The sequence below is a fragment of the Xaviernesmea oryzae genome (genome assembly GCF_900109605.1).
Taxonomy (GTDB): Bacteria; Pseudomonadota; Alphaproteobacteria; order Rhizobiales; family Rhizobiaceae; genus Xaviernesmea; species Xaviernesmea oryzae.
Genome location: NZ_FOAM01000026.1, coordinates 22,520 through 46,744, shown reverse-complemented (window position 1 = coordinate 46,744; position 24,225 = coordinate 22,520). Strand labels below are relative to the sequence as shown.

The following is a 24,225-nucleotide window of genomic DNA, read 5'->3' as shown; positions in this document are numbered from 1 at the left end:
CCAGGCTAGAGCAACTGCTTCCGTGGAATTGGACACCGCTAACCGTCAACGCTCAAGCGGCTTGACCTGCGGCCTTCACCGGAGGCTTACGATGATCTTACGGAGAGAGAGGCTATTTCACGCGAAGACCGAATACTTGTTGCATATGGAGAACGCCGACCGAAACCCGTCATTCAATCCTTTACATGCCACTGTCGAATACGATCGCCGTGGCTGAAGCCAGCAAACTGACGATGCTGGGATAAAACGTCAGCGCGAAGCCAAATGCCCGCCCTCTTGCACCGTGTTTGTAGCCGATCCAAAACAGGAGGCGGCCGATAGCGAAAAGCAAGACAAGCGCAACCAGGAGCGCATCGGAACGCTGAAAACTTGCCGCCACGACCATGTGTGTCATCAGCGCCAGAACAGCCTGCTCGATCGTGTTTTGTAAAATTGCGAGTGATGTGCGGACCTCTTCGGAACCTCCGGTAGCGCTGCTGCCAGCGATGTCGCGCTGAGACAAGAAGCGCAGGCGGGCGATATTTCCGATGGCCGCCGCCGGCCATATCGCCAAGAAGAGATCGGCGCGAAGAGCAAATCGGAGCCGATCTGGAAAAGATACCGGTGCGCCTCCGTAGTCCCTCATCAGGACTGCACCCAGAATGCCGATCGTCAAGACGAAAGCGCCGACCATTGCAAATAAGACATCGCGTTGTTCGCGCTTAAAATCGTCTGCCGTGGTCATTTGGCCTGCTCCGTGAACGGACGTCGCATCGTGCGCTCCAGAATGCACCTTGACCACCCCTCGATACGGCCCCCCGGCGCGCGTTCTGGAGTACGCTCGCCGATCAGGTGCAAGGAAGCCATTTCCCCGACCCGATATCAGACGACAGCGCCCACTGTCTCGAATTTTGTAAGCTGCCGTATGAACAGCTAGGGTTGGAAGACAGGCTGCAACTGGCAGGGGTCAGTCAGACGAGCCTGTCGTTTTCGGTGTCGAGTTCGCACATGATCGCAGAACACTTTATTGCGATAGACGGTTCTCGTCGTCGATGAGTGTGAGGCGGCACGGCGACATATCGCTCCATTGCCAAAGCACGAGATTGAAGTCGGTGGCTGACGCACCGGTCGCGAAGCTGCTGACCAGCAGCCCATGATAGCCCGCCGCCGCGAGCTGCCAGGCAAAACGTTGGGTCCGGGCCTCTCCGTTTGTCCTCATCTGGTCGCGCCATGTTGCGTCCGCAAGCGCTGCTGCATCCATTCCTTCCGCAACCAGGGCCGAATTGTCCCGGCTGTCGAAAACGCGCTCGATATCTGCGCTGTAAGAGACGAGCATCGTCGGTTGAAGACTGCCAGCCTGATTGGCTTCCCGGAGAGCCGTCAGGACAGACAGCGACGTGTAGAGCGCTGGTGTGCCCTTTTTGTTGAAGCGGCCACCATAAAGTGCCGCACCCCGACCCGATAATGGCTCACGCGCATAGATCGGATTAAGGGCCCGATATAGCTCTCCTTTGAAATGCATCAGCGATGGCTCAGGCGTGAACGCCGGCGTCGACCGCGTCGATAAAATCGAGCACATCATCGGCGCGACCATCACGGACCAGTTGCATTGCGGTCATGCCAGAAAATCCCGGCAAGGGTTCGGAGCGATACCAGGCATAGGCCATCAGTGCCGACCCAAAACGCGGTTCGACCTTGTTGATGATTTCCGCTACTTCACGCAGGCGTCGTTGTGTCTTATCGGAACGAATACGGTCCTTGCGTTGGACTGCGTCCTTTCCAAGCCCGGCTGTTCGGGCGATCTCTTCACTCGTCGTACGCAGCGCCTCGGCAATTTTGCGCGGCGAAAACAGTCCGTCATCGGCGTACTGAGTAATGCCCATGATTAACTCCATGCTTATTCTCAGCGATTTCGACGCAATATAGCGTCAGAATGACCGTGCTTCAACCGGCTTATGGCTCATGGACAATAGGTTAGCGGTTGCTTTGTAATATGTCTGGTCATGCGTTCTCTGAGCCGCTCACAGGGAACACCCACTGATCGCGCAAGGCTTGCAACCCCGTCATAGCGCGCGGGGTCGCTCGCGCTCAGCTGCGCCTATCGCACGGTTGAGACTGTGCTTTTGCAAATGCAGAGGGATAAAATAATTTCCGAGGTCCCTGTTGCTGCATGCCGGCGATTTTGATGATCCTGCTCATCAAGCGTGCAATTAGAGTGGCTGAGCGCAAAGCGGTGCGCCTCAAGCGGGTCCAGTCGATCCCGCCTCCCCTGCGGGCGCGATGCTGAGGCTCCTGCGGCTGGCCAGCGTCCGCTTGAGCGGCGTCGAGAATTCCCGAACTTCCGCCATTGGTCGGCGCTATGCTAAGTTCTCCTATGCTCTTCACCTTCGATCGGACGGCATGGTTCGCAGGCTGCGCCATCCCGACCGAGAAAGAGCAAGATCGAGCGCACCGTCCGATGCGACACCTTCATTGTCGGCGCACGAATGCTCGACAATGCGGCTTTGAGAGACCTTTTGCGAAAGATGTGATGACGCCCACAGGAAGGCCGAAAGCTGCCGCGCATCCGATGGGTCTCTACGAGATGAGCAAACAACGGGCGTAAGATGCCTTGGGCTTTTGCGTGCCATGAACAGTGGTAGAGTCGTGGCGGACCTGGTGCCATTGAGCTTGATTGGGCGATGCCAGCACAGCGGCACGTTTCGATAGCGCAGCGCACGGGCTGAACCGTCAGCACGACCTCGAGACTTCCCATGCTGCTCCACGCGAAAACGTTCATCCGGTCTTTGCGGACTCGCTATCCTATGGTCTGCCACCTGTCGCATCCCCTGCCCTGCACGGCCCAGATGAACGAGAAAGCCGGCATCACGCTCGTCGGCCCAGGCTATTCCAGCCTTGACCCGGACATCCTCCGTCAACGCACCTCGCGCAAGGGCAGCCGACGATAGCGATGTCCGAACAATTCACTCGGGTTTTCAAACAGGGTTCCAGGCCCTAAGATCGTCGCGCTCGCGCGTGATGCGATGATTTGCAAGCCCAGAGAAAAATGCCGAGAGCCGTGCTTCCAACATCGTCGCTTCGCCGGCAGGCCCGCTTCCGGCCACCTTCTGTCGCGCGGAAAGTCGCGCGCCCCCGGCTTCTCGATCTTCTGTCGCTACCCAGACCGCGGCGGCTGACGATCATCCTGGCGCCGGCCGGATACGGCAAGACGTCGCTCGCCGCGCAATGGTACGAAAGGCTTCTGTCTCAGGATGCGATCGCCGCCTGGGTTTCGCTCGGGTCGGACGATGGCGATCAAAGCCGTTTTCTGCTGGCGATGATCGAGGCGCTGGACCACGCCCTCGCGAACCCGGCAAAGCCCGTCGACGCTGGTTCGATGTCCGTGGCCACGCTTCTCTCTGTGCTCGTGACGCGCCTACAGCGCGTTCAACCAGAAGCGACGCTGTTTCTTGATGATTATCATGCCGCACAGACCGACGCGACCGAGGCGCTGATCGCACGTCTGCTGTCGCATGACGATCTCACTCATATCCGCGTTGTCCTCGTTTCGCGCAGCGCCCCGCGCTTCCCGACCTCAGCCCTTCGTCTTGCCGGCGAGGTCAAGCAAATCGGGCTTGCGGAACTCGGATTCTCGGATGACGAGGCGCAACTCTTTTTTGGCGGCGATGGCGCAGCACTCAGCCTGTCGCAGCTGAAAAGCCTGAACCAGCGCGCCGAAGGCTGGGCAGTCGCCCTGCAGATGATGCGGATCCTCCTGGAGGACTCCGGCGCCGACAGTCCCGCCATTCTCTCCGCCTTCAAGGATCGAAGTGGCGATATGGGACTGTATCTGTCGGAGCAGGTCTTTTCCGGCCTTTCCGCGCCGCTTCAACGGCTGCTTCTTAAAACCGCCTGCCTGCCCGCCATCAGCCGCAGCCTTGTGTCCGCGCTGTGCGAGGAAGAGGTTGCAGCCGCGTTTGACGCGCTGCGTGAGGAGGCCCTGCCGATCGCGGTCCTCGATGAAGAGGGTCAGTGGCTTCGTCTCCATCCGGTGCTGACGGCGTTTCTGAAGGAGGAGGCGAGCCGTCTCGGCATCAACGGGGCCGTGATCCTCGCCCATGCCGCGCGCTGGTTTGCCGAACAAGGCGATCTTGACGCGGCGGTCGAGCATGCCTTTGCCGCGCGAGCGCCGGAGCTTGCTTCGGAGATCATCGAAGCGGCAGGAGGCTGGCGGCGCGTCTACACGACGAGCCGCGGGGGCGCTTCCCTGTTTCGCAAGCTGTCGGCAGAGGCGGCGCAGATCGATCTCTCGGCTTATCCCCTGACCACGCTGGGCCTCGCCGTCGTCAGCGCCAAAACGGCGCAGCTCGATGCGGCCGACTATTATCTGGAAATCGCTTCTCGCCGCGCCGGCACGGCGGACGAGGCCTTGGCGAGCGCGCTTCGCGTGGTCCGGGTTCTCGTTTCCCTCTACACCGACCGCTGGGTCAGCAGCGCCGAACTGGGAGAGCTGGAGCGTGACCTCGACCGCCATTCGGGCCGGGAGCTTGTGCATCGTGCGCTGCTCCTCAACATGCTCTCCTATAATTTCCTGATCCGCACCGACCTGGACCGCGCCTTGCATTATGGCAAGCTGGCCATGCAGGCATTTCGTGACGGCGGCGCCGATTTCGGTGCGCTGCATCTCTATACCCATATCGGCCAGGCCTCCTTCTTCGGCGGCGACATGGCATCGGCGGAGGAGGCCTATGACCGCCTGATTGCCGAGGTGGCCACGCATATCGGCCGCGGTAGTGATTTCGATGCGGTCGGCCATGTTCTGAAATGCGAGGTCCTATCGATGCGGGGCGATCTGGTCGAAGCCGGTCAAGCGCTTTCCTGGGCGCTGCCGCATGTCGAGCGCCATGACACCTGGCTCGATCCACTGGCCGCCGGCCTGCTGGCGCAGCAGCGCGTCCTCATTCTCTCCGGCGACATGATCGGCGCCCATGCATCCATGGACCGGGCGCGGGCGGCCGCGAGGCGCCGTGGCTTCGACCGGCTCGTGCGGATGATCGATGGTGAGCGGGTGTCGCTGTTGATCGCATCGAACGATCTCGCAGAGGCCGCTCGCTATGCTGAGGCGAGCGGCTTTGGCGAGAAAACCGCACGGGCGGACCAGCCCAACGACCTGTCGCTGCGGCTGCGGGGAACGGTGCCCGCGCTCCTCTGGGTCAGGATCCATCTTGCCCATGGCCGGCTGGACGTGGCCCGCGATCTTCTGTCGAGGCTGGAAACCAGCCAGGCACGCAAGCCGCATGTGCCGCGCCAGATCGAACTGCGCCTCCTCGGCATTCGGCTGGCGATCGCTGCCGGCGAGACTGCAAGCGCCGCCAGCCGTCTTTCGGATCTCGTTCTAGGCCTGCCCGTTACCGACTACCGCGCCGTGCTCCTGGCGGAAGGTCCTGTCTTCATCGGCGATATGCTCTCACTCGCCCGCATGGCGCCCGTCCCGGGCGTCGTTCTGCAGCGCCTGTCGCAGGCGGCTGGCGCGTTCGCCTCGGGCCCAGCGAAGACAGGCGGACTGACCGAGCGCGAACAGGCCGTCATGCAGCTGCTCAGCCTGGGTTTGGGCAACAAGGATATCGGCCGCCAGCTGACCCTTAGCGACAACACGGTCAAGTTTCACCTGCGCAATATCTTTGCGAAACTTGACGTGACAACCCGCACGGCCGCCGTGGCGGCGGCGCGGATGGCAGGTCTCCTGCCCTGACCCAGTCGCCGGATGGACACCTATCCATTCGGGCGGGGCCAACGCGACCCCTCCCCCACCCGTCTGGCAGGCTAGGCGAGGATCATCTCCCCTCCTAGGCTGTGCCGGACGAACCAAGGGGGTGGACATGCAGTCCGGACAGCACGCCGTCGATCCGGTGACGCAGGAGATCATCGAGGGCAAGCTCGTGGCGACCGTCGACGAGATGGGGATCGTCATGGCGCGCACGAGCATGAGCCCCGTCATCTACGAGGTGCTCGATTTTGCCTGCGGTCTTCTCACCCGGGATGGCGAGCTCGTTGCGCAGATGAACGGAATCACGCTGTTCACGGGCACGTTCGGCGTTCAGGTGAAGGCGTTGATCGCCCAGTTTGGCGACCAGCTTGCCGATGGCGACGTGCTGCTTACGAATGATCCCTACGCGGGCGGCACGCATGCCTGCGACTTTGCCATCGTCAAACCGCTGTTCGTCGAAGGTGAAATTCTAAGCTATGCGATCAATGTCGCGCATTATCTGGATGTCGGCGGCTCCGTGCCCGGCAGTCTCGCGCCGAATGCCACCTCGGTCTTTCAGGAAGGCCTGCGTCTTCCCGGCGTGAAGGTCATGCGGGCCGATGCGTTCTGCGATGAAATCCTGCATATCCTCGCCGCCAATGTCCGGATGCCGGACATCGCGCTTGGCGACCTCAATGCCCAGATCGCAACGGTGCGCGTCGCGGGACGCAGGATGACGGAGCTCGTCGGCAAATACGGAGCAGACGTGGTGAAGGCGGCCTTCGCCAACCTTCTGGCCACCAGCGAAGCCAGCGCCAGCGCGGCGATCCTCGCGCTGCCCGACGGAACCTATACGGCAACGGATGTGATCGATGGCGATGGCGTCACCGACGCGCCGATCCAGGTGACGGTAAAGGTCACGATCAAGGCCGATTGCCTCATCGCCGATTTTACCGGCTGCCCGCCGGCCGTGGCCGGGCCGATCAACTGCGCGCGCGGCGCGCTGCAATCCGCCGTCAAGACCATCGTCAAGGCGCTCATCGATCCGCAGGCGCCGTCCAACGAAGGCTGGTTCCGTCCCCTTGAGGTCATCTGCCCGCCGGGCACGGTGTTTACGGCGGAGAAGCCTTCGCCCACCGGCTGGTATTATGAGGGCTCGGTTCATGCATCGGAGCTTCTCTGGAAAGCCTTGGCGCCGCTCACGCCCGAGCGATTCTCGGCGGGGTCCTATTCCAGCCTGTGCGTCGTCTACATCTCCGGCCGGGACGATACGGGAAGCCCTTTTATCCATATCGAGCCGCAGCACGGCGGCTGGGGCGCAACGCCGCAAGAGGACGGTGCCGGCGCGCTGATCGCCCTGACAGATGGCGATACCTACAATTATTCGGTCGAGGTCATCGAAGCACGCTTTCCGCTACGCGTGCGCCGCTACGCACTCAACGTCGAGGGCGGCGTCGGGGCCGGCCGGCGGCGTGGCGGGTTCGGCATCGTCAGGGAATACGAGATCCTATCGAAGGAAGCATCTGCCTATGGCAGCTTCGGGCGGACGACGACACGCCCCTGGGGCGTTGAAGGCGGCGAGGACGGGACGGCGAACCGTCTCGAGATCGAGCGAAGCGCGGGAGGACGGGATGTCCATGGCCGCGTCGCGCATATCGACCTCGCCCAGAACGATATCGTGCGGATCGTTACGGGCGGTGGCGGTGGCTGGGGAGACCCGCGACTGCGCGAAGCCGCCCGGATCGTGCAGGATCTGCGCGACGGACTGGTGACCCGGAAGGCGGCGCTCGACGTGTATGGCTATGAGGATGCGGCATCATGATCAGACTGGCAACGGATGTCGGCGGAACCTTCACCGATCTGGTCGGCTATGACGAACGCAACGGCCGGCTTTTTACCGCAAAGAGCCTGACCACGACGCAGGACCAATCGCAGGGCGTTCTCAATGCGATTGCTGCCTGCGAGGCCGCCGACGGGCTTGCGGCGCGTGACGTCACCTTCTTCGCTCATGGCGGCACCACCGTCATCAATGCGATCACCGAACGCAAGGGTGTGCGCACCGCACTGGTCACCACGGCCGGGTTTCGGGATGTGCTGGAGATCGGCCGCGGCAATCGGCCGGACCTTTATAATCTGCAATTCAAGAGCCCCGAGCCCTTCGTCCCGCGCCACCTGCGTTTCGAAGTCCGCGAGCGGATCGATGCCGCGGGACAGGTGGTGCTGGCGTTTGAGGAGGCGGATCTGGCGCCGATCGTCGCTGCTTGCAAGGCCGAGCGGGTCGAGGCCGTGGCCATTCTCTTCCTCCACAGCTATGCCAATCCGCAACATGAGGCGCTATGCGCCCGTCTGCTGGCGGCAGCTCTGCCGGACACGACGGTTTGCGCAAGCTATGCCATCTCAAGGCAGTGGCGCGAGTATGAGCGCTCGAACACCGTCGTGCTGAATGCCTATGTCCAGCCGATCATCCAGCGCTATTTCGAGCGGCTAGAAAGCGCGCTGATCGCGCGCGATTTGACCTGCCCCTATTATGCCATGCAGTCGAACGGCGGCATCTCGACCTTCGACCAGGCCACCGCGCGCCCCCTGACCCTGGTGGAATCCGGACCGGCGGGCGGGGTCGCCGGGGCGGCCAGCATCGGGCGCATTCTGGGCGAGAGCGAGGTGCTCCACCTCGACGTCGGCGGCACGACGGCCAAATGCTCGCTGATCCATGAGGGGCGGCCGACGCTGAACATCGACTACAAGCTGGAGCACACACGCATTGCGCCCGGCCATCCGGTGCAGGTGCCGGTGGTCGATATCGTGGAGATCGGATCGGGCGGTGGATCGATTGCCCATATCGATATGCTGGGCCGTCTGCGCGTCGGTCCGGAAAGTGCCGGTTCATCCCCTGGGCCGGCCTGCTACAGCCGCGGCGGCACCGCGCCGACGCTAACCGATGCCCTGCTTGCCATCGGCATCTTCGACCCGGACAATTTCGCCGGCGGGACGATGTGCCTCGACGTCGCAAAAGCGTCTGCCGCTCTCGCATCCATTGCCGGCCCGCTCGGCATGACGGTCGAGGATGCCGCGCTTGCCATCATCGAGATCGCCCATGCCAGCATGATCAACGCGTTGAAGCTGGTGACGGTGCAGCGCGGCTATGATCCCCGTGATTGCGTCTTCATCATCAGCGGCGGCGCCGGGCCGGCCCTGGCCAGTCGTCTCGGCCGAGACCTTGCCGTCAAGGCCACGGTCGTTCCGCCGCATTCCGGGATCTTTTCGGCCTGGGGGATGCTCGCCGCCGAGCCGCGCGCGGATTTCCGTTCGACCTGGTTTGCTCCACTCTCAGACGGCGCCCTTGTAGACCTTGCCAAACAGTTCGCGGCGCTCGAGAAGGACGCGAAGGCCTATTTCGCCAAGGACGACCGTGCCGCGATCCGGTTCCTCTGGCGTGTCGAGGCCCGCTATCGCGGCCAGGAACACGGCGTCTTTGTCGGCTTTTCGGCGCAGGATACGGTGGAAAGCTTCTCCGAACGACTGCATGCGGCCCATGAGCGCGCCTACGCGTTCCGTCTGACGACGACGCCGGTGGAGATTACGACGATCCATCTCGAAGCCGTGCTCGAAGGGCCGGTGATCACCCTTTCGGCGCAGAACTCCAGTCGGCGATCACTGGACGCAGCATCAAAGGGCGAACGCCGTGTCTATTTCGGCCGGGAGACTGGCTGGCTGTCCTGCCCCGTCTATGATCGATTGACGCTGCCTGTCGAGCAGGACATCCTCGGTCCGCTTCTGGTGGAGGAGGCGACGACCACCAGCCTCGTTCAACCCGATCAGGTGCTCAACCTCACCGCAACCGGCATCATGCTGATCCGCGAAGCCGAACGAGGAGGCCGCTAGATGGCGATCGCGATCGACATTCAATCCGTGACGCGCGCCTACGGCCCAATCAAGGCGCTCGACGGCATCGATCTCGCCATCAAGGCGGGCGAGTTCTTCACGCTGCTCGGCTCCTCCGGCTGCGGCAAGAGCACGCTGCTGAAACTCATCGGCGGGTTCGATCGCCCGACCAAAGGCCGTATTCTGTTCGAAGGCCGAGACGTGATCGACGTGCCGGCCAACAAGCGGCCCGTGAACACCGTCTTCCAGAACCTCGCGCTCTTTCCGCACATGACGGTGGCGGAAAATATCGGCTATGGTCTGAAACTGCGCGGGCTCTCCGGCGCTGCCTTGAAAGCGAAGGTCGAGGATGCGCTCGATCTGGTCGAGCTTCCTGGCTTCGGCCCCCGTGGGATCGCCATGATGTCGGGCGGCCAGCGCCAGAGGGTGGCGCTCGCCCGCGCCCTGGTCATGGAGCCGGGCATCCTCCTGCTCGACGAGCCATTGACCGGGCTGGACGAGCGCCTGCGCCAACAGATGCGCGACGAGTTCGGCCGGCTTCATCGGCGAACGGGCGCAACCTTCATTCTCGTCACCCATAACCAGGACGAGGCGCTCAGCCTGTCGGATCGCATGGCGATCATGCATCAGGGCCGCATCGAGCAGTTAGACGTTCCGGCCCAGTTCTTCGCGCGCCCCGCCAACAGTTTCGTGGCCGGCTTCGTCGGCATCGACACGCTGTTGAAGCCGGAGCGGATCGAGCAGCATTCGGACGGCCTGCGCGCCGTCATCGGCGGCCAGTCGCTGCGGCTTCGTTCGCCGATGGGCAGCCTCGGAGATGACAGCCTCGTCGCCATTCGGCCGGATCGGCTGCGGATTTCGGAGAGCTTGGATGGGGCCGATCTCGTTCTGACAGTCGTCGGCACCACGTTTCGCGGGCTTCAGACGGACGTGCACCTGGCATTTGCCGATGGTCAGAGCCTTGTCGCCGTCGTGTCTAGCGACAGCCCGTCCGCAACGCTGGCGCACGGCGCGCGCGTGCCGCTCTCGCTTCTTCCCGATGCAGCCATGCTTCTATCGGGTTTGGGAATGCCGCCGGCCGCCTGACGCGCCGGAGGTCAACAACAAGGGGAACGACGATGACCAGACACGCAGCGCCCGGCGCATTCGCCAGCAATGTTAGTCGGCGACAGATGTTGAAACTGATGGGCCTCGGCGGAACGGCGCTTGCAGCCGGTCGCCTCGGCTTCGGCCAGCGCGCCCTTGCCCAGGATGCGGGCACGGTTGCCTTCTGGGCCACAGCCACGCTCGATATCGGCGAGAAGTGGCCGGAATTTGCCGCCCAGGCCGGCATCGCGCCCGAATTTACCGACAATGGCAACGATCTCGGCCCAGTGATCGCGCGCCTGGCCGCCGGAAATGCCAACGACCTCTTCGATGTCGGCGGCTTCCAGGGCGGCGCGGAAAAGGAGCTTTCCCGCCAAGGGGTCATCATTCCCTGGGATCTCTCGAAGATCCCGAACTATGAGAGCGTCTGGTCCTGGGCAAAGGACATCGCCTATCTCAAGCAGGACGGCAAGCAATACGGCATTCCCACCGTCATCAACGCCGACTCGATCATCTACCGGCCCGACAAGCTCGGTAAGGTCGACAGCTACGGCACGATCTTCGACCCGAAGCTGAAAGGTCGGGTGGCCATGGAAGATGCGTGGATCAACAGCGCCATCTTCACCGCTATCTACCTGAAGGAAAGCGAGAATCAACCGATCAAGGATCCGGGCAACCTCTCGGAATCCGAGCTCGGCCTCGTCATGGAGTTCCTGATCAAGCACAAGAAAGATGGGCAGTTCCGCACCTTCTGGAACGGCTGGGAGCAGGGCGTGCAGCTCGTCGCCGACGAGGAAGTCGATGCCATGACGGGGTGGGAACCGATCGTCTACGAAGGCCGCAAGCGTCGCCTTCAGGTGGAATATGCAGCACCGGTGGAAGGCTATGAGGGCTGGGGCAACAACACGGTGCTCCTGAAAGGCGCCGAGGAGCGCGGAACGGCAGATGCGGCCCATCGCTTCGTCAACGGTCTTCTCGGCGGCTTTTATGGCTGCGAACTCGGAAAGGCGCGCGGCTATATCGTGCCCACCGACAAGAACCTCGACTATGCCAAGGCTCACCCGGAAGAATACGCACCGGCGGACGTCGAGAAGCTTGCCGAGCATGTGAAGGCGAAATTCGCCGGCAAGGTCTTCTGGCAGAATGCGCGGCCTGACAATTTCCAGCTTTATGAAGAATGGTGGCAGAAGCTGCGCAACGCCTGAGCGCCAATGCGGAGATCCGCGATCTCTCGTCAAAGCCGGCGGCACGCCTTGCCGCCGGCACCGTCAACCGGACATCGCCCATGAACCGTCGGCCCTTTGCCCTCCTTGCACCGCCCCTTCTCGCCATCCTGCTGCTCGGCGCCGTACCGCTGGTGCTGGTGCTCGTCTGGAGTTTCTGGACCTGGGATCCCGCGACCTACTGGATCAAGCCGGACATGAGCCTTGCTGGCTACAGCGCCATTCTCGACGCAGGACGATGGACCGTAATCGTCTCAACCCTGCTCAAGGCGGCCGGAACGGCCACGCTTTGCGTGTTTCTCGCCTTTCCCATCGCCTACGTCGTCCAGTTCCTCAGCGGTCCACGTCTTCAGGCCCTGCTTCTCGCGCTGATCACCATTCCGTTCTTTACCTCCTATCTCATCCGGTCCTTTTCCTGGCGGCTGGTGCTTGGACGAACCGGCATCGTCAACACGATGCTCCAGCATATCGGCCTGACTCAGGCGCCAGTGGACTGGCTCTTGTTCAGCAACTTTGCGGTGGTGGTCGGCCTGGTCGCGTCCTACCTGCCCTTCGCCGTCTTTCCGCTGGTACTCGCCTTCAGGCGGGTTCCGCCAGACCTGATTGCTGCCGCACAGGATCTCGGCGCCGGTTTTTGGCGGGCCGTGGCAACGATCCTCCTGCCGCTGACCTTTTCCGGCATCTTTGCCGGCTTCCTGTTCGTCTTCGTCATGACGGCCGGTTCGTCGACGGAGGTACAGATGCTCGGCGGTGCCGGCGCCTCGATCGTTTCCGTGATGATCAACGACGTCATGCGTGTGGCAAACTATCCGCTTGCCTTTGCGATCTCCACAGTCGTTCTCGCCGTGATCTTTACGCTCGTGCTTGTCGGCAACGTCACTTTCAAACTGTCGTCGCTGTTTGCGGAGGAGGACCGATGACCGTCCACGAAGGCTTCGGCAACCGCGCTCTGCTCTGGATCATCGCCATCCTCGGCCTGCTGGTGATCTATGCGCCGCCGCTTTATCTGCTCGCGATTTCGTTCAACCCGGCTCTTCAGCCTAGCCTTCCGAGCCTCTCGGCACTGAGCCTCGACTGGTACATGGCACTCCCGCGTGAGAAAGCCCTGATCGGCGCGCTCCAGCAGTCGCTCCTGATCGCTTTCGCCACAGCGGTTTTTGCCACGGCACTGTCGCTGCTTGCCGCCCTCGCCTATGTCGAGCTGCGGTTCGGGCGCACGAGCTGGTTTCTTCTGGTGCTTCTGCCCATGTTCGTGCCCGGCGTCGTGCAAGGGCTGGCGCTATCAGCCGTCTTCAGCCGGCTTGGCGTGAAGGCATCCATGATCACGTTGATCTCGGGCCATCTGCTCTGGGCTATGCCCTTTGCATTTATCGTCATTCTCACGAGCTTCGCCGCCGTCCGGCAGAATTTCCTGCTCGCGGCAGCCGATCTCGGCGCGAACAGGTGGCGCCAGTTTGTCGACGTGACCCTGCCCCTGATCCGTCCAGGCCTCGTCAGTGCCTTCATCTTCTCATTCCTGCTGTCACTGAACGAGTTTACGCGCGCCTTCTACCTCTCCGGCCGCCAGAACACCCTCCCCGTCGTCCTGTTCAGCAAGATGAACTCAGGCGCGTCGCCCGTGATCTACGCTATGTCGGGCGCTATCTTCATCGCCTCGGTGCTGATGGTGGCGGCTCTGGCGCTCTACAATCTCTTGGGGCGGCGGGCGCCGGTCCTGGAGGCGCAGTAGGATTGGTGCACCAAGCGACAGGCCGCCCCCATGACGCCCTCCCCATTCTGCGCAAACGGAAGCTGAAATATTCCGGGGTTTAGACGCCTGTCGGCGGCGGACCGAAAGCCGTACTCCCGCGCGATGGACGGGCTGGAGCCGAGACGACCACCTGGCCCGATATTGGGGCAGAGACCAAACGACGGCGCAGGCTACGAATCGGAGCGGTTCAGCCTGAGTCCAGGCTGGGCGGCAGCCCATGCAGCCCCTCGCTCCTGATGCAGCCTGTCTCGCGGATTGGCGCGCGTGCCGTCAGAGCAGCCTTCCACGTCTGGCCGATCTGTGGGATGTTCATCATCCTCGGATCATTACAAGAGTTTTAGGGCGCAGGGGCGCTAGGCGCTGCCGAATTGGCAGAGAGGCGCTTCGAGCCTGGAGTCAGCCATGCCGGGATTGTCTTTCGCATCGGCCGTCATCGTCTGGCGCATGCTCCCTATAGCGTGCTGACCTGCGAGGGGTCGTCGCTGTCCTTCAGCACCGCCTGATGGACGGAGGTGGAGGTCGACGAGCGTTTGGGGACAGGGACGAGAACCGGCTTGGATGCGGCTCGGCAATCGGCGTTACCGGCGTCACTACGAAGTGTCCATCGAGATGGGTTAGCCCATAATTGCCGGAGGCGGCACCCGACAGTGCACCCTCTGATGCCGTCGTGACATAGCTGTTGCCAAAGGCGAGACGCGCGTGGCGGTGGTGGCCACGGAAACACCCTCAAGCAGAGGGACTGTCTCACCCTTGTTCCAGCCGGAGACTGCGAAGCACAGCCGGCAGCAGCCCACCATGGGCCATCGTGTCATCGGCGGCCGTTGCCGTCAGCGTCGCGGGTGTGACCACGACCCGGCCATTGACGTAAGCGAGCGTGTCATTGCCGGGGGCCGCACCCGGGAGCTTGCCGCTTGACGCCGTGTTGGCGTAGGCGCGGACATTCGCGGGGAGACGATGCGCCCGATGTTCCGGAAACTTGTCGGCATTCGTACTGCCTGGGGCGTTGACGCGCGGCGCAGTCAGGTTGCCGATCAGCTACCGCGTCTTAGCACTGCGTTCTGGCAATCTCTATGGCCTCGAGACTGGGTGAGGCTTGGGCACTCAAACAGCCACGTTGATGCAGTGCTTGGCGCCGAAACCGCCGCAAAATCATGTGGGGCTGGTGCGAGCATCCTTCAGAGCGGCAGCATGCAGCCTTGGACGCGAAGGTGTCCCGCCTCCAGCGGCGGTGCGGGCGGTTAAGAGGGAAAGGAGGGACGGGATTCGGGTGACAGGTTAGAAGGTTTGGAGAGAGGCTCCGGCCGCCTGTCCAGGAGAATCGACATGGCACAGGCCAATGCGAAGATCACACTGAACGCGACGTGTGACATCCCTTTCAACAAGCTCGTCCTCAGCCAAGCAAATGTACGCCGGGTGAAGGCCGGCGTTTCCATCGAGGACCTGGCCGAGGACATTGCCCGGCGTGGCATCCTGACGAGCCTTAACGTTCGACCGGAACTTGACACAGAGGGCCGAGAGACAGGCATCTACCGCGTGCCGGCTGGTGGACGCCGCTATCGCGCGCTCGACCTTCTGGTCAAGCAAAAGCGGCTGAGCAAGACAGCACCGGTGCCCTGCGTGATCAGCACCGGCGTCACGTCCGAGATCGAGGACTCGCTTGCTGAGAACGTTCATCGCGAGGATCTGCATCCGCTGGACCAATTCCGCGCTTTTAAGGCCTTAGCCGAGGAAGGCCTCGGTATCGACGATATCGCCGCCCGCTTCTTCGTCAGCTCGGCTGTCGTCCGCCAACGGCTTCGGCTCGCAGCGGTGTCGCCAGCGCTCCTCGACCTTTATGCCGAGGGCGAAATGAACCTCGATCAGGTCATGGCCTTCTCCATCACAGAGGATCACGCGAGACAGGAGCAGGTTTGGGAGGCGTTGGTGCGCGCCCATTCGAAGGAGGCCTACTTTATCCGCCGTCTCTTGACCGAGACCGCCGTTCGAGCCGTGGACCGGCGCGCTGTCTATGTCGGCGTTGAAGCCTATGAGGCAGCTGGCGGGATCGTCATGCGCGATCTGTTCGAACAGGACAATGGCGGTTGGCTGCAGGATCCGGCGCTGCTCGAGCAGCTCGTTTTCGAGAAGCTGAAGCGCGATGCGGAGGCGCTGAAGGCCGCAGAAGGCTGGATGTGGGTCGAGGCTGCGATCGACTTCCCCTATGGCCATATGTCTGGACTGCGCCGGTTCTACGGCAGGCAGCATCCGGTCACCGAAGAGGAGCGGGCAGCGCACGAAGCGATCAAGACTGAGTACGACCAGATCGAGGCCGACTATGCGGCGTCCGAGGACTATTCGGCGGAAACCGAAGCGCGGCTCGATGAACTGGGCACCGCGATCGATGCCTTCAATGACCGCCGCCCGGTCTTTGCGCCGGAGGATATCGCGATCGGAGGCGCGTTTGCCTCGCTCAGTGCGGACGGCACGCTGAAGATCGAGCGCGGCTTCGTTCGACCGGAAGATCAACCGAAGACCGCCGGGGATGACCCCGGTGAGGGTGAAGACGATGAGGATGACGTCGTCAGGAGCAATATGACTAGTGGAGAGGCGCACGGCGCGGTTGGCCGAGACCAGCCCAGCGGCACGTTGCAGACGGAAGAGCCCGAGGAGGACGAAAGGCTGAGGCCGCTCTCCGACAGGCTCGTGGAGGATCTGACGGCGGTACGAACGATTGCGCTGCGCAATGCATTGGCCAACGATCCGACCACCGCCTTCATCGCGGCGCTTCACGTTCTGGTGCTGAAAATCTTCTATCATGCCGCCGGTGAGTCATGCCTCGAACTCGGTCTGCAGCAGACGTTCTTTGCCCAAACGCAAGGCTTAAAGGAAACCACCTGGGCGGTGGAGATCGACGAGCGCCAGACAGCGTGGGGTCAGGACCTGCCGCAGGCACCGCGCGATCTCTGGGATTTCCTCCTGGCACTTGATGAGGCCAGTCAGCGTGCACTCTTTGCCCATTGCGTCTCCCTCTCGGTAAACGCCGTTGCCCAGCTGTGGAACCGTCGCCCGGGTGCCATCGCTCATGCCGACAAGCTGGCCAGCGCGCTCGGCTTCGATATGGCCGAGCAAGGTTGGGTGCCGACCGTCGACAGCTATCTCGGTCGCGTCCCGAAGGTGCGTATTCTCGAGGCGGTTCGTCAGGCCAAGGGCGAAGACGCAGCCCAGCTCATCGACCACCTCAAGAAGGGGGATATGGCGCGGGAGGCAGAGCGCCTTCTCGCCGGCAGCGGCTGGTTGCCTGAGCCGCTGCGCCGTCCGGATGACGACTCGGTAGAGATGACCAAAGCCGCCGATCCGACCACCGAGGTGAATGACGGACACACGGTCACCGACGCCCACCTGCCGCCTTCTCTCACTGAGGAGGCGGTCACAGAGAGAGCCAGTGACGAAGACGAAGCCCGCCAAAATGACGGGTTCAATGAGCGGCGTCTCGAGGCCGCCGAGTAAGCCTCGCTCTCTCGCGATGACATTCTCGAAGGCCCGGCATGATCCGGGCCCTTTTCAAATCTCGCAGTCACCACATCGGCGACAGCCCATGGTCCGTCTTGGCGATTTGCAAAAACCGCGCCGCTCGGCGGCCTGATCATCCATTCCGACGGCATGAAGCGCCGCCAGAGCGCTTTCGAACAGCTCGCCGCCTGCATACCGCGCAACGGCTTCGGCCGTCTCATCAAAAAGCGGCTGCCTCGCTCTGTTCGCCCGCGACAATCTCGTTGCATGCGGGCGAAGTCCCGGACGCCATCGACTTCGTGTTGGTGGTGAACCGACGTGCTCTCCAGCCTTCATCATCCCTACCAAATCCACCCTCGGCCACCTTTCCCACGTGAGGAAAGGAACCGGGCTGTTTCACATCAGGAGACCGAGCATGAACACGTCTGCCCTCCCCGCCTCATCCGGCTACCAGGTCGATATCTCGCGCGGCACGCGGATCGGCCGCGTCTCGTCGGAATGGTTCTCCCGCCCCGATGACGAGCGCTATCTCTCGCTTACCGATCTGTACGAGGCGGTCCGCTCGCGTGCCGAGCGCGCCCACACCCGCGTGATCGACAGCACAGCGATCCGTGTCGAAGCGGATCGCTCCAGTACCGAGCGCCTTTCTCTGATCCTGCCCGGGGCGGATGGACCCGCCGCGCCCACCCATTGGTCCTTCGGCCAGCTCTGCGGCCTGGTCGGCGCTCCGGCGAGCTATATGCGCCAGCTCCCGGCCCCGCTTGCCGGCATCAATCTCCAGCACGGTCTTCTGAACTACCGCGGCGAACAGGTGAAAACGATGGAGATGGACGATGGACGCGTCGAACTGCGCGCGGTGACCAGCCCTGATTATGGTCGCATCTGGGACCATGAGCTGGTGTCTGCCATCATGAGGATCGCCGGGGACGGCACGGGCGATACGATCTGGAAGGTCCCAGGCCTGCTCGACTGGTCCACCATGACACACAACCCGTTCGTCGACATCACCAAGGACACGACGACACTTTACGCGTCCGATCGTGACGTCTTCGTCTTCCTGGTCGACGATACCCATCCGATCGAAGCGGGGCGCTTGCCGAACGGCGATCCGGATCTGTTCTTTCGTGGATTTTTTGCCTGGAACAGTGAGGTCGGCTCGAAGACGCTCGGGATTGCCAGCTTCTATCTCCGCGCCGTCTGCGCCAACCGCAACATTTGGGGTGCGGAGAACTTCCAGGAGATCACCATCCGTCACTCGAAGTTTGCTGCTCAGCGTTTCGCGCATGAGGCTGCCCCAGCTCTGACGCGCTTCGCCCACTCGTCCCCCGCCGCCTTCGTTGCCGGCATCCGTTCGGCGCGTGAGACCATTGTCGCGCGAACGGACGAGGAAAGAGAGGACTTCCTGCGCAAGCAAAAGTTCTCGAAGCCCGAAACCGCGAAAATCATCGAGACGGTGCTCCGAGAGGAAGGGCGTGCGCCCGAGTCCATCTTCGACTTTGTGCAGGGAATGACCGGCCTCGCCCGGACGAAGGCAAATCAGGACTCACGCCTTGAGCTCGAGGGCAAAGCAAAGCGCTTGCTGGATCGGGTCGTCTGATCTCCATTCCGTTCAATCTGCGCAGCGTGCTGCACGATATACCCCAGTCGGGCAGCCACCGCTCTTGAGAGGACCGCTCCAACGACATTCCTCGATCGAGATCGTTGCGATTAACACTGGAACACAGGCAATCAGGCGCAAGACCGTGCACTAAGGTGCTAAAACATGGGATCGCGGACATTCACGACTTCATGCAACATCTTAAGCGCAGTCGCACATGACGACGGCAAGATCGAGAGGGTTGAACGCTGCCGGCGGTCAAACGATTCTGCCAGGACTACACAGCGGCCGCTATCGTCGCCTTCACGGTAGCTTCGGAGGAGCCTCATAGGAGACATAGCTCGGAAAAACCTCACGCGCTGCAAGGGAATGCGCCTATCATTCACACAGCTGATCGTTGACAGGCGGCAATCCCGAGTGCGGGCCCTCAATATCCGGCTTCCTTCGATGTCGAAAGGTGACCCCATACACCGTCGTCGTCCGGCTTGTGCCGACACAGCGCCACATATCTTGATCTCCGAACGGCATCATCAGCCCGCGAAGCTCCAGCGGCTGGGGTCATAGCCGTTCATGCCCGGCATCCGTTCCAAGACGAGACATCGTCGTACGATAATCGACCGGCCCGTTGCGCAGCTTCAGGCGCTTTTCCGCGTAGAAGCCGGCTGCAGCGACACCGCCCAACGGCTGCGCCGTCCGTGACGATTGCGTGTAGAACGCAGGCATCGCCTTTTCGTTGGCAGCGCCTCAGCTGTTCGCCCAAGTCTGGACCTCCTGCCCTGTCAGGCGCTGGTGGGTTTCCTTGTAGGCTGTCCAAGACGCCACCGCTTCCTGTTTGCGGCTTTCCCGTGCTTCCTCCCGGCCCACATACTACTGGATCGCCTCGAGCATGATCCAGTGCGCAAAACGCCGGCGGGGCTTGCGAGCTGCTGGGCCCGACGTTTCAAGCCGTCGTCAATTTCGATGGATGTGGCCATCACGCATCGCTCCATGTCACTAGCTCATCCCACGTAACAAAGAGCCCTGCTCTATGAGCCTGTCCCTTGGCGGACCGTGGGGCTGAAGAGCTGACAAATGCTAAAGGGTGGGTTTTAGATCTGAACCGACAGACAATCGGGCAAAGACAAAACATCAGAATGTCGGGTCTGGGCCTCATCAGTTCAGACATTTTGCCCAGCGAGGATCGAGGAGTCGACAGATCCGCGCGTCCCGATCTCACTTGTTCCAGTACCGGGTTTACGGCAAGCTTGGCATCTCCCCGTCCCCCGGACGCCAAATCCATGCCGTCATCTCCGGTCGCGCTGTAATCATGTCGGCGAGAGCGGCCTCATACCTCTCGTCGGCCTCCGGCGGTACGACATAAAGCGCTGCGGCAGCAGGTTTCGCATCGGGCAACGTCGCGCAAACAATGGGCTGATCCGCGCCGAGATTGAAGCGCAGCCCCTTGACGCTCTTGCGTTTCAGCCGCGCCAAGCGCTCGAGCAACTTTTGCTCGTGAATGGTTTCAAAGGGGATCCAGTTCTCCGTCGCGATCATCAAGGCGATCTCTTCAATGGCCGGCAAACCGGCGGCATTCAGACCGAAGGTCGTAATGGCGATGAGATGGAGCGACGGGTCCGCCTCCCAGAGAGCCAGTTCGGCCGCATAGCGCTTCTGCAGCCGCCGCCACACGCTGTCGTCGATCATCAGCGGGTAGTCGGGCATGTGCTTCACCAAAAGCTTTCGGCCGATGCGCGCGTCTTGTGTCTCTTTCACCTCCCCGACGAGGACCATCAGCTTGCGCCGACCGGCTGCCGTCGGCACGAGCGACGCCAGCGCGGCCGTTCGTCTGGCCGAGATGGCCGCCTTTGCCTCCGATTGAAACACCTCCGGGACGAACAGAATGTCCGAGAGTGCTCCACCGGAAACCTTCATGTGCCGTGCAGCGTCGAGAAGGCTCGACCGCACCCTCCCCCAGCCACGCTTGCCGGCCCAGAGCGCCGTCCATTCCGTCAGCTCTCCTTCCTGCCACAGATAATGGAGGAGGCCACGCAGGGAGAGCCGTTTGCTCTCGCCTTTGACCGAGGGCGCCTCCGATGTCCCGTGCGCGCCCGCTGTGCGACTGCCGGTTTTCGAGAGCGCGAAATCGAGCCGCAGTGCGGCGGTTCCGCGTGCGTCATCAATGCGGATGGCGTCGCCGATCAGTGGCCCTAGACCGGAAAGTTCGTAAGGCGGCTCATAGGAGCTGCAAGACGGATCATGGCGCGTACCCGATGAGGGCATGCGCTTGACGAGATAGTGGTTCTCGAAGCGCGCGATATACATCGCCACGCCAGCCGGCCGGCACAGGCAAAGCGGCCGCACCTTCTGTGAAAACGCCTCCGCGAGCGCTTTCTGTAGGGCCGGCGTCTCTTCAGGGAATTCTGCGTCTCCGATCCTGTAGTGTCGCATTCCCCTCCCCGATCAGATGGTGTCCGATGAGCTCACTCTGCGTCATTGAGTCACTCTTTTTCGGCCCGTGCAAGCAACGACATCGCTCGGTCGTCAAGGACGCCTCCCGGTCGTTAACTTGGCGTTGGCTCGTTTCGAGGCGAGAGGAAGAGACGTGCCAGAGGAGGGGTGGTCCGATCGGGTAGGGAGAGCTTTCGTCGGGCCGGTTCTTCCTTAACCTCCCAAGGAATCATTCATGAACATCATGACCCCGACGGCCGCACATCTGGCTGATTCACTCCGCCTGCTCGATTCCAATCAGTGTGCCAAAGCCAGAACCCGCCTGCAGGTCGGACCACCTCCGCGTCTCGCATAAGGTAGCGCCCGATGCCGGAGCCTTGCTCGACTGCATTTCAGGCCTGCCGCTGCGCTCGTCCTCAACAGCGCCGATATTCATTTGCGCTCTTACCGCGAAGATCGCGGCGGCGCGGAGCAGCAACATCCAACGCGTCATGAGCGATCGCGGTGTCGAACCCGCCGCGTCTGACCAGGGCATGCGCGACTGGCTGCGATCCATGGGGCTCTTTGCCAGGCTGATCTCGTGGCGTCTTCGGTTCTGTGTCTTGGTCCGTGACAAGGGTTCGGCTGTCCTCGTCAAGCGTATCGTGCGTCGTCCCAAGGCTGACGTTTCAAGCCGAACCTAAAGGAGGTGAGACCATGGGAACTGCCGGTGACCTGGCAAGCTGTCTTGCTCGCGAGGCCGAGGCTGTCTGCCGTCATTATCTTTCCGCCGGCACACGTGCCGGGCAGTATTGGGTGGTCGGTGACACGGGAAACAACAAGGGCCGCTCGCTCTATGTCCGTCTGACGGGGGACAGAGCAGGCCGTTGGACAGATGCGGCGACAGGCCAGTTTGGTGACCTTCTCGATCTGATCCGGGAAAGCTGCGGCTTGATCGACTTCCAAGATGTCGCCGACGAGGCCCGACGATACCTGAGCCTGCCGCCAGCGGAGCGCGAGACCTCTTCCAAGACGGGCCCGACCAACCTCCCCTCCCCGGCTCCGCCGTCGGAACGCGCCCGGCGCCTGTTCGCTATGGGGCAGCCCATCGACGGGACCTTGGCTGATCGCTATCTGCGCCAGCGCGGCATCCTGGATGGCGCGCGCTATCCAGCGCTCCGCTTCCATCCCGCCTGCTACTATCGTGACCTCGCAACCGGACAGATGACGCCGCTTCCCGCTTTGCTTGCAGCGGTCACCGACGCTGTGGGCCAGCTCACCGGACTTCATCGCACCTGGCTCGATCGCGATGGGCTTGGGAAGGCAAAGGTCGCGACGCCTCGCCGCGCCATAGGTGGTCTTCTCGCCAATGCCGTGCGCCTGCAGTTCCCAGTCGACGGACCAGTGCCCGTCATGACGGCTGGCGAGGGTCTCGAAAGCGTGCTGTCCCTCGCGCACGTCATGCCGCACATGCCAATGGCGGCTGCACTCAGCGTCAATCACCTGGCGGCCTTATCCCTGCCGCCCGGAACCCGACGCCTTTACATCGCTGCCGACGCGGATGCAGCCGGCCGCCATGGTGTCGACCGCCTGAGCCGGCGTGCCCAGGCCCTCGGCATCCTTCCACTGGTGCTCGCCCCCGAACTCGGCGACTACAACGAGGATCTTCGTCAATTGGGTCCCGAACGGCTGACGGCACGGCTGCGCGATCAACTCGTCTCTGCCGATGCCGTGGCGCTTCTCCCTCTTTGATGCAGCCATGATGAGATGCGCGACAAGTGGCACACACGCCCGGCACGGTGTTCGCGATTGTCCTGCATCGCCGTGCCGTCGGCGTGCCCGCGGGCCTGCCGAGAGGCGACCCTTATCATGCGGCGGCCCGGCCTTCAGCGGGTCAGTCGGGTTTCTTCCCCTGCCGCCGCATGACCCGCGCCGGCATTCCTCGCGAGACAAGAAGCCCGCCTTTCGCCGCCCGGCGCTTCGCTAGGCCGCGTCGCTGCGCTCCGTGGTTCCGGCCAGTCCGCCGCCTGACCAGGGATCGCCGTCAGGCCGCGGGAGGCGCGGCCGCAAACGAACGGAGTTTCCAATGAACCTTCTCTCTCCCGCCCTCGCCGATGGCTTCGAACCGGAGCACGCATCTTCGCCGACCGACCGCGTCATCTACGAAATGCAGATCTACGGCCATCGCCCGCATCAGGACGAGCCGGATCCTCGCGCCCTCCCCGAGGAGCCGGTGGTGCAATCGGCCTTGACCGCGATCTTCGAGGCCTTTTTCGAGATGCTCGGCGACACCCGGCTGGAGCCCGATCTCGAGGATCTCCTCTGGTCGACGGTCAATCTCTTCCACCGCGCCGGGGAGCGCATCCAGCGCGAACTCGACCGCAACGAGGACGCTCAGCGCGCCGGCCAGCGCGATCAGGATGGCTCCGAGGTCAAAAGCGTCGAGCTTGAACGCCATATTGCCGAAGGCATCACGCTTTTGGAGCGCCGCAATGCGTTCGAGTTCATGCGGGATTACGCAGCCGAGCTGTTCGAGGCAGAGACTGGTTCTGCATGGCGACCGCGCACAGGCTCAAAGGTCAGCCACGCCAATATGACCGCAGCGATGATTGATAGCCGCGACTTTCTCGCCGCCCGTCGCCGCGTCGAAACCGAAGTCCTGATCCCGGCCGGCACGAAAATCGGCTTTGCCGGTGGCGTCGAGTTCAACGACCATCAGGCGATCTGGACGGCTCTCGACCGGGCGAGGGCAAAGTTTCCTGACCTCGTTCTGCTGCATGGCGGTGCGCCGAAGGGAGCCGAGCGCATTGCCGCCTGCTGGGCCGAAGCCCGCAAGGTAACGCAGATCAGTTTCAAGCCGAACTGGGCGAAACATGCCAAGGCCGCCCCGTTCCGCCGCAACGACGATCTCCTTGCCGTCATGCCGGTTGGCATCATCCTCTTTCCAGGGTCGGGCATCACCCGTAATCTCGCCGATAAGGCGCGTAGCCTCGGTATTCCGGTCTGGCGTTTTGGGACGAATAACCAGGGCGGCGCATCGCTGCCATGACAGCCTCTGGCCCGAAGCGGACACTGAGATGCGGAACTG

At 62.6% G+C, this 24,225-nt stretch carries 17 protein-coding genes; 11 read left to right on the top strand and 6 right to left on the bottom strand.

The annotated features are described in order from the left end of the window. Positions 1-181: 181 nt before the first annotated feature. From BMX61_RS22745 to BMX61_RS22735, 3 genes are all read right to left on the bottom strand, one after another. The gene (locus BMX61_RS22745; protein ID WP_075625379.1) at positions 182-724 is read right to left on the bottom strand and encodes an MAPEG family protein; all 543 of its coding nucleotides are present in this window, start codon (positions 722-724) and stop codon (positions 182-184) included. Positions 725-1,003: 279 nt separating this feature from the next. Next, positions 1,004-1,501 (bottom strand): RES family NAD+ phosphorylase, encoded by a 498-nt coding sequence (locus tag BMX61_RS22740; RefSeq protein ID WP_075625380.1) that lies wholly within the window; start codon positions 1,499-1,501, stop codon positions 1,004-1,006. A gap of 10 nt (positions 1,502-1,511) precedes the next feature. Continuing rightward, the gene (locus tag BMX61_RS22735; protein ID WP_075625381.1) at positions 1,512-1,862 is read right to left on the bottom strand and encodes an antitoxin Xre/MbcA/ParS toxin-binding domain-containing protein; all 351 of its coding nucleotides are present in this window, start codon (positions 1,860-1,862) and stop codon (positions 1,512-1,514) included. Between the two features lie 1,175 nt (positions 1,863-3,037). On the opposite strand from BMX61_RS22735, the gene BMX61_RS22730 reads away from it, so the two are divergent. The 9 genes from BMX61_RS22730 (at position 3,038) to BMX61_RS22690 (ending at position 18,731) form a co-directional block, all read left to right on the top strand. Continuing rightward, the gene (locus BMX61_RS22730; RefSeq protein WP_234794794.1) at positions 3,038-5,710 is read left to right on the top strand and encodes a LuxR C-terminal-related transcriptional regulator; all 2,673 of its coding nucleotides are present in this window, start codon (positions 3,038-3,040) and stop codon (positions 5,708-5,710) included. A gap of 127 nt (positions 5,711-5,837) precedes the next feature. Then, complete coding sequence (locus BMX61_RS22725; protein ID WP_075625383.1) at positions 5,838-7,526, top strand: hydantoinase B/oxoprolinase family protein; 1,689 nt, start codon at positions 5,838-5,840, stop codon at positions 7,524-7,526. After that, entirely contained in the window at positions 7,523-9,586 is a 2,064-nt protein-coding gene (locus BMX61_RS22720; RefSeq protein WP_075625384.1) for a hydantoinase/oxoprolinase family protein, read from the top strand. Before BMX61_RS22725 ends, BMX61_RS22720 begins: the two co-directional genes overlap by 4 nt. Further along, positions 9,587-10,672: an ABC transporter ATP-binding protein gene (locus BMX61_RS22715; RefSeq protein ID WP_075625385.1), complete on the top strand. Its 1,086-nt coding sequence runs from the start codon at positions 9,587-9,589 to the stop codon at positions 10,670-10,672. A 32-nt stretch (positions 10,673-10,704) separates the two neighbouring features. Then, entirely contained in the window at positions 10,705-11,877 is a 1,173-nt protein-coding gene (locus BMX61_RS22710) for an ABC transporter substrate-binding protein (RefSeq protein ID WP_075625386.1), read from the top strand. Positions 11,878-11,957: 80 nt separating this feature from the next. Further along, positions 11,958-12,815: an ABC transporter permease gene (locus BMX61_RS22705; protein ID WP_075625403.1), complete on the top strand. Its 858-nt coding sequence runs from the start codon at positions 11,958-11,960 to the stop codon at positions 12,813-12,815. Continuing rightward, positions 12,812-13,624 carry an ABC transporter permease gene (locus BMX61_RS22700; RefSeq protein ID WP_075625387.1) on the top strand — a complete coding sequence of 271 codons (813 nt, stop codon included), beginning with the start codon at positions 12,812-12,814 and terminating at the stop codon, positions 13,622-13,624. The genes BMX61_RS22705 and BMX61_RS22700 overlap by 4 nt, the downstream gene beginning before the upstream one ends. Before the next feature lie 1,344 nt (positions 13,625-14,968). Next, the gene (locus BMX61_RS22695; protein ID WP_075625388.1) at positions 14,969-17,131 is read left to right on the top strand and encodes a ParB/RepB/Spo0J family partition protein; all 2,163 of its coding nucleotides are present in this window, start codon (positions 14,969-14,971) and stop codon (positions 17,129-17,131) included. A gap of 418 nt (positions 17,132-17,549) precedes the next feature. After that, the gene (locus BMX61_RS22690; protein WP_075625389.1) at positions 17,550-18,731 is read left to right on the top strand and encodes a DUF932 domain-containing protein; all 1,182 of its coding nucleotides are present in this window, start codon (positions 17,550-17,552) and stop codon (positions 18,729-18,731) included. A gap of 558 nt (positions 18,732-19,289) precedes the next feature. Here the strand turns inward: BMX61_RS22690 and BMX61_RS25230 are convergent. The 3 genes from BMX61_RS25230 to BMX61_RS22675 all read right to left on the bottom strand — a co-directional run bounded on the left by BMX61_RS25230 (position 19,290) and on the right by BMX61_RS22675 (position 21,714). Next, positions 19,290-19,454, bottom strand: coding sequence for a hypothetical protein (locus BMX61_RS25230; RefSeq protein ID WP_234794793.1), 165 nt, complete (start codon positions 19,452-19,454; stop codon positions 19,290-19,292). Positions 19,455-19,964: 510 nt separating this feature from the next. Beyond that, the gene (locus BMX61_RS22680; RefSeq protein ID WP_075625390.1) at positions 19,965-21,158 is read right to left on the bottom strand and encodes a DUF1173 domain-containing protein; all 1,194 of its coding nucleotides are present in this window, start codon (positions 21,156-21,158) and stop codon (positions 19,965-19,967) included. A gap of 274 nt (positions 21,159-21,432) precedes the next feature. Beyond that, complete coding sequence (locus BMX61_RS22675; protein WP_075625391.1) at positions 21,433-21,714, bottom strand: hypothetical protein; 282 nt, start codon at positions 21,712-21,714, stop codon at positions 21,433-21,435. A gap of 140 nt (positions 21,715-21,854) precedes the next feature. Between BMX61_RS22675 and BMX61_RS22670 the strand changes: the two genes are divergently transcribed. After that, positions 21,855-22,889 (top strand): DUF7146 domain-containing protein, encoded by a 1,035-nt coding sequence (locus BMX61_RS22670; protein WP_075625392.1) that lies wholly within the window; start codon positions 21,855-21,857, stop codon positions 22,887-22,889. A 334-nt stretch (positions 22,890-23,223) separates the two neighbouring features. Beyond that, positions 23,224-24,186, top strand: coding sequence for a DUF2493 domain-containing protein (locus tag BMX61_RS22665; protein WP_075625393.1), 963 nt, complete (start codon positions 23,224-23,226; stop codon positions 24,184-24,186). The last annotated feature ends 39 nt before the right edge of the window (positions 24,187-24,225 follow it).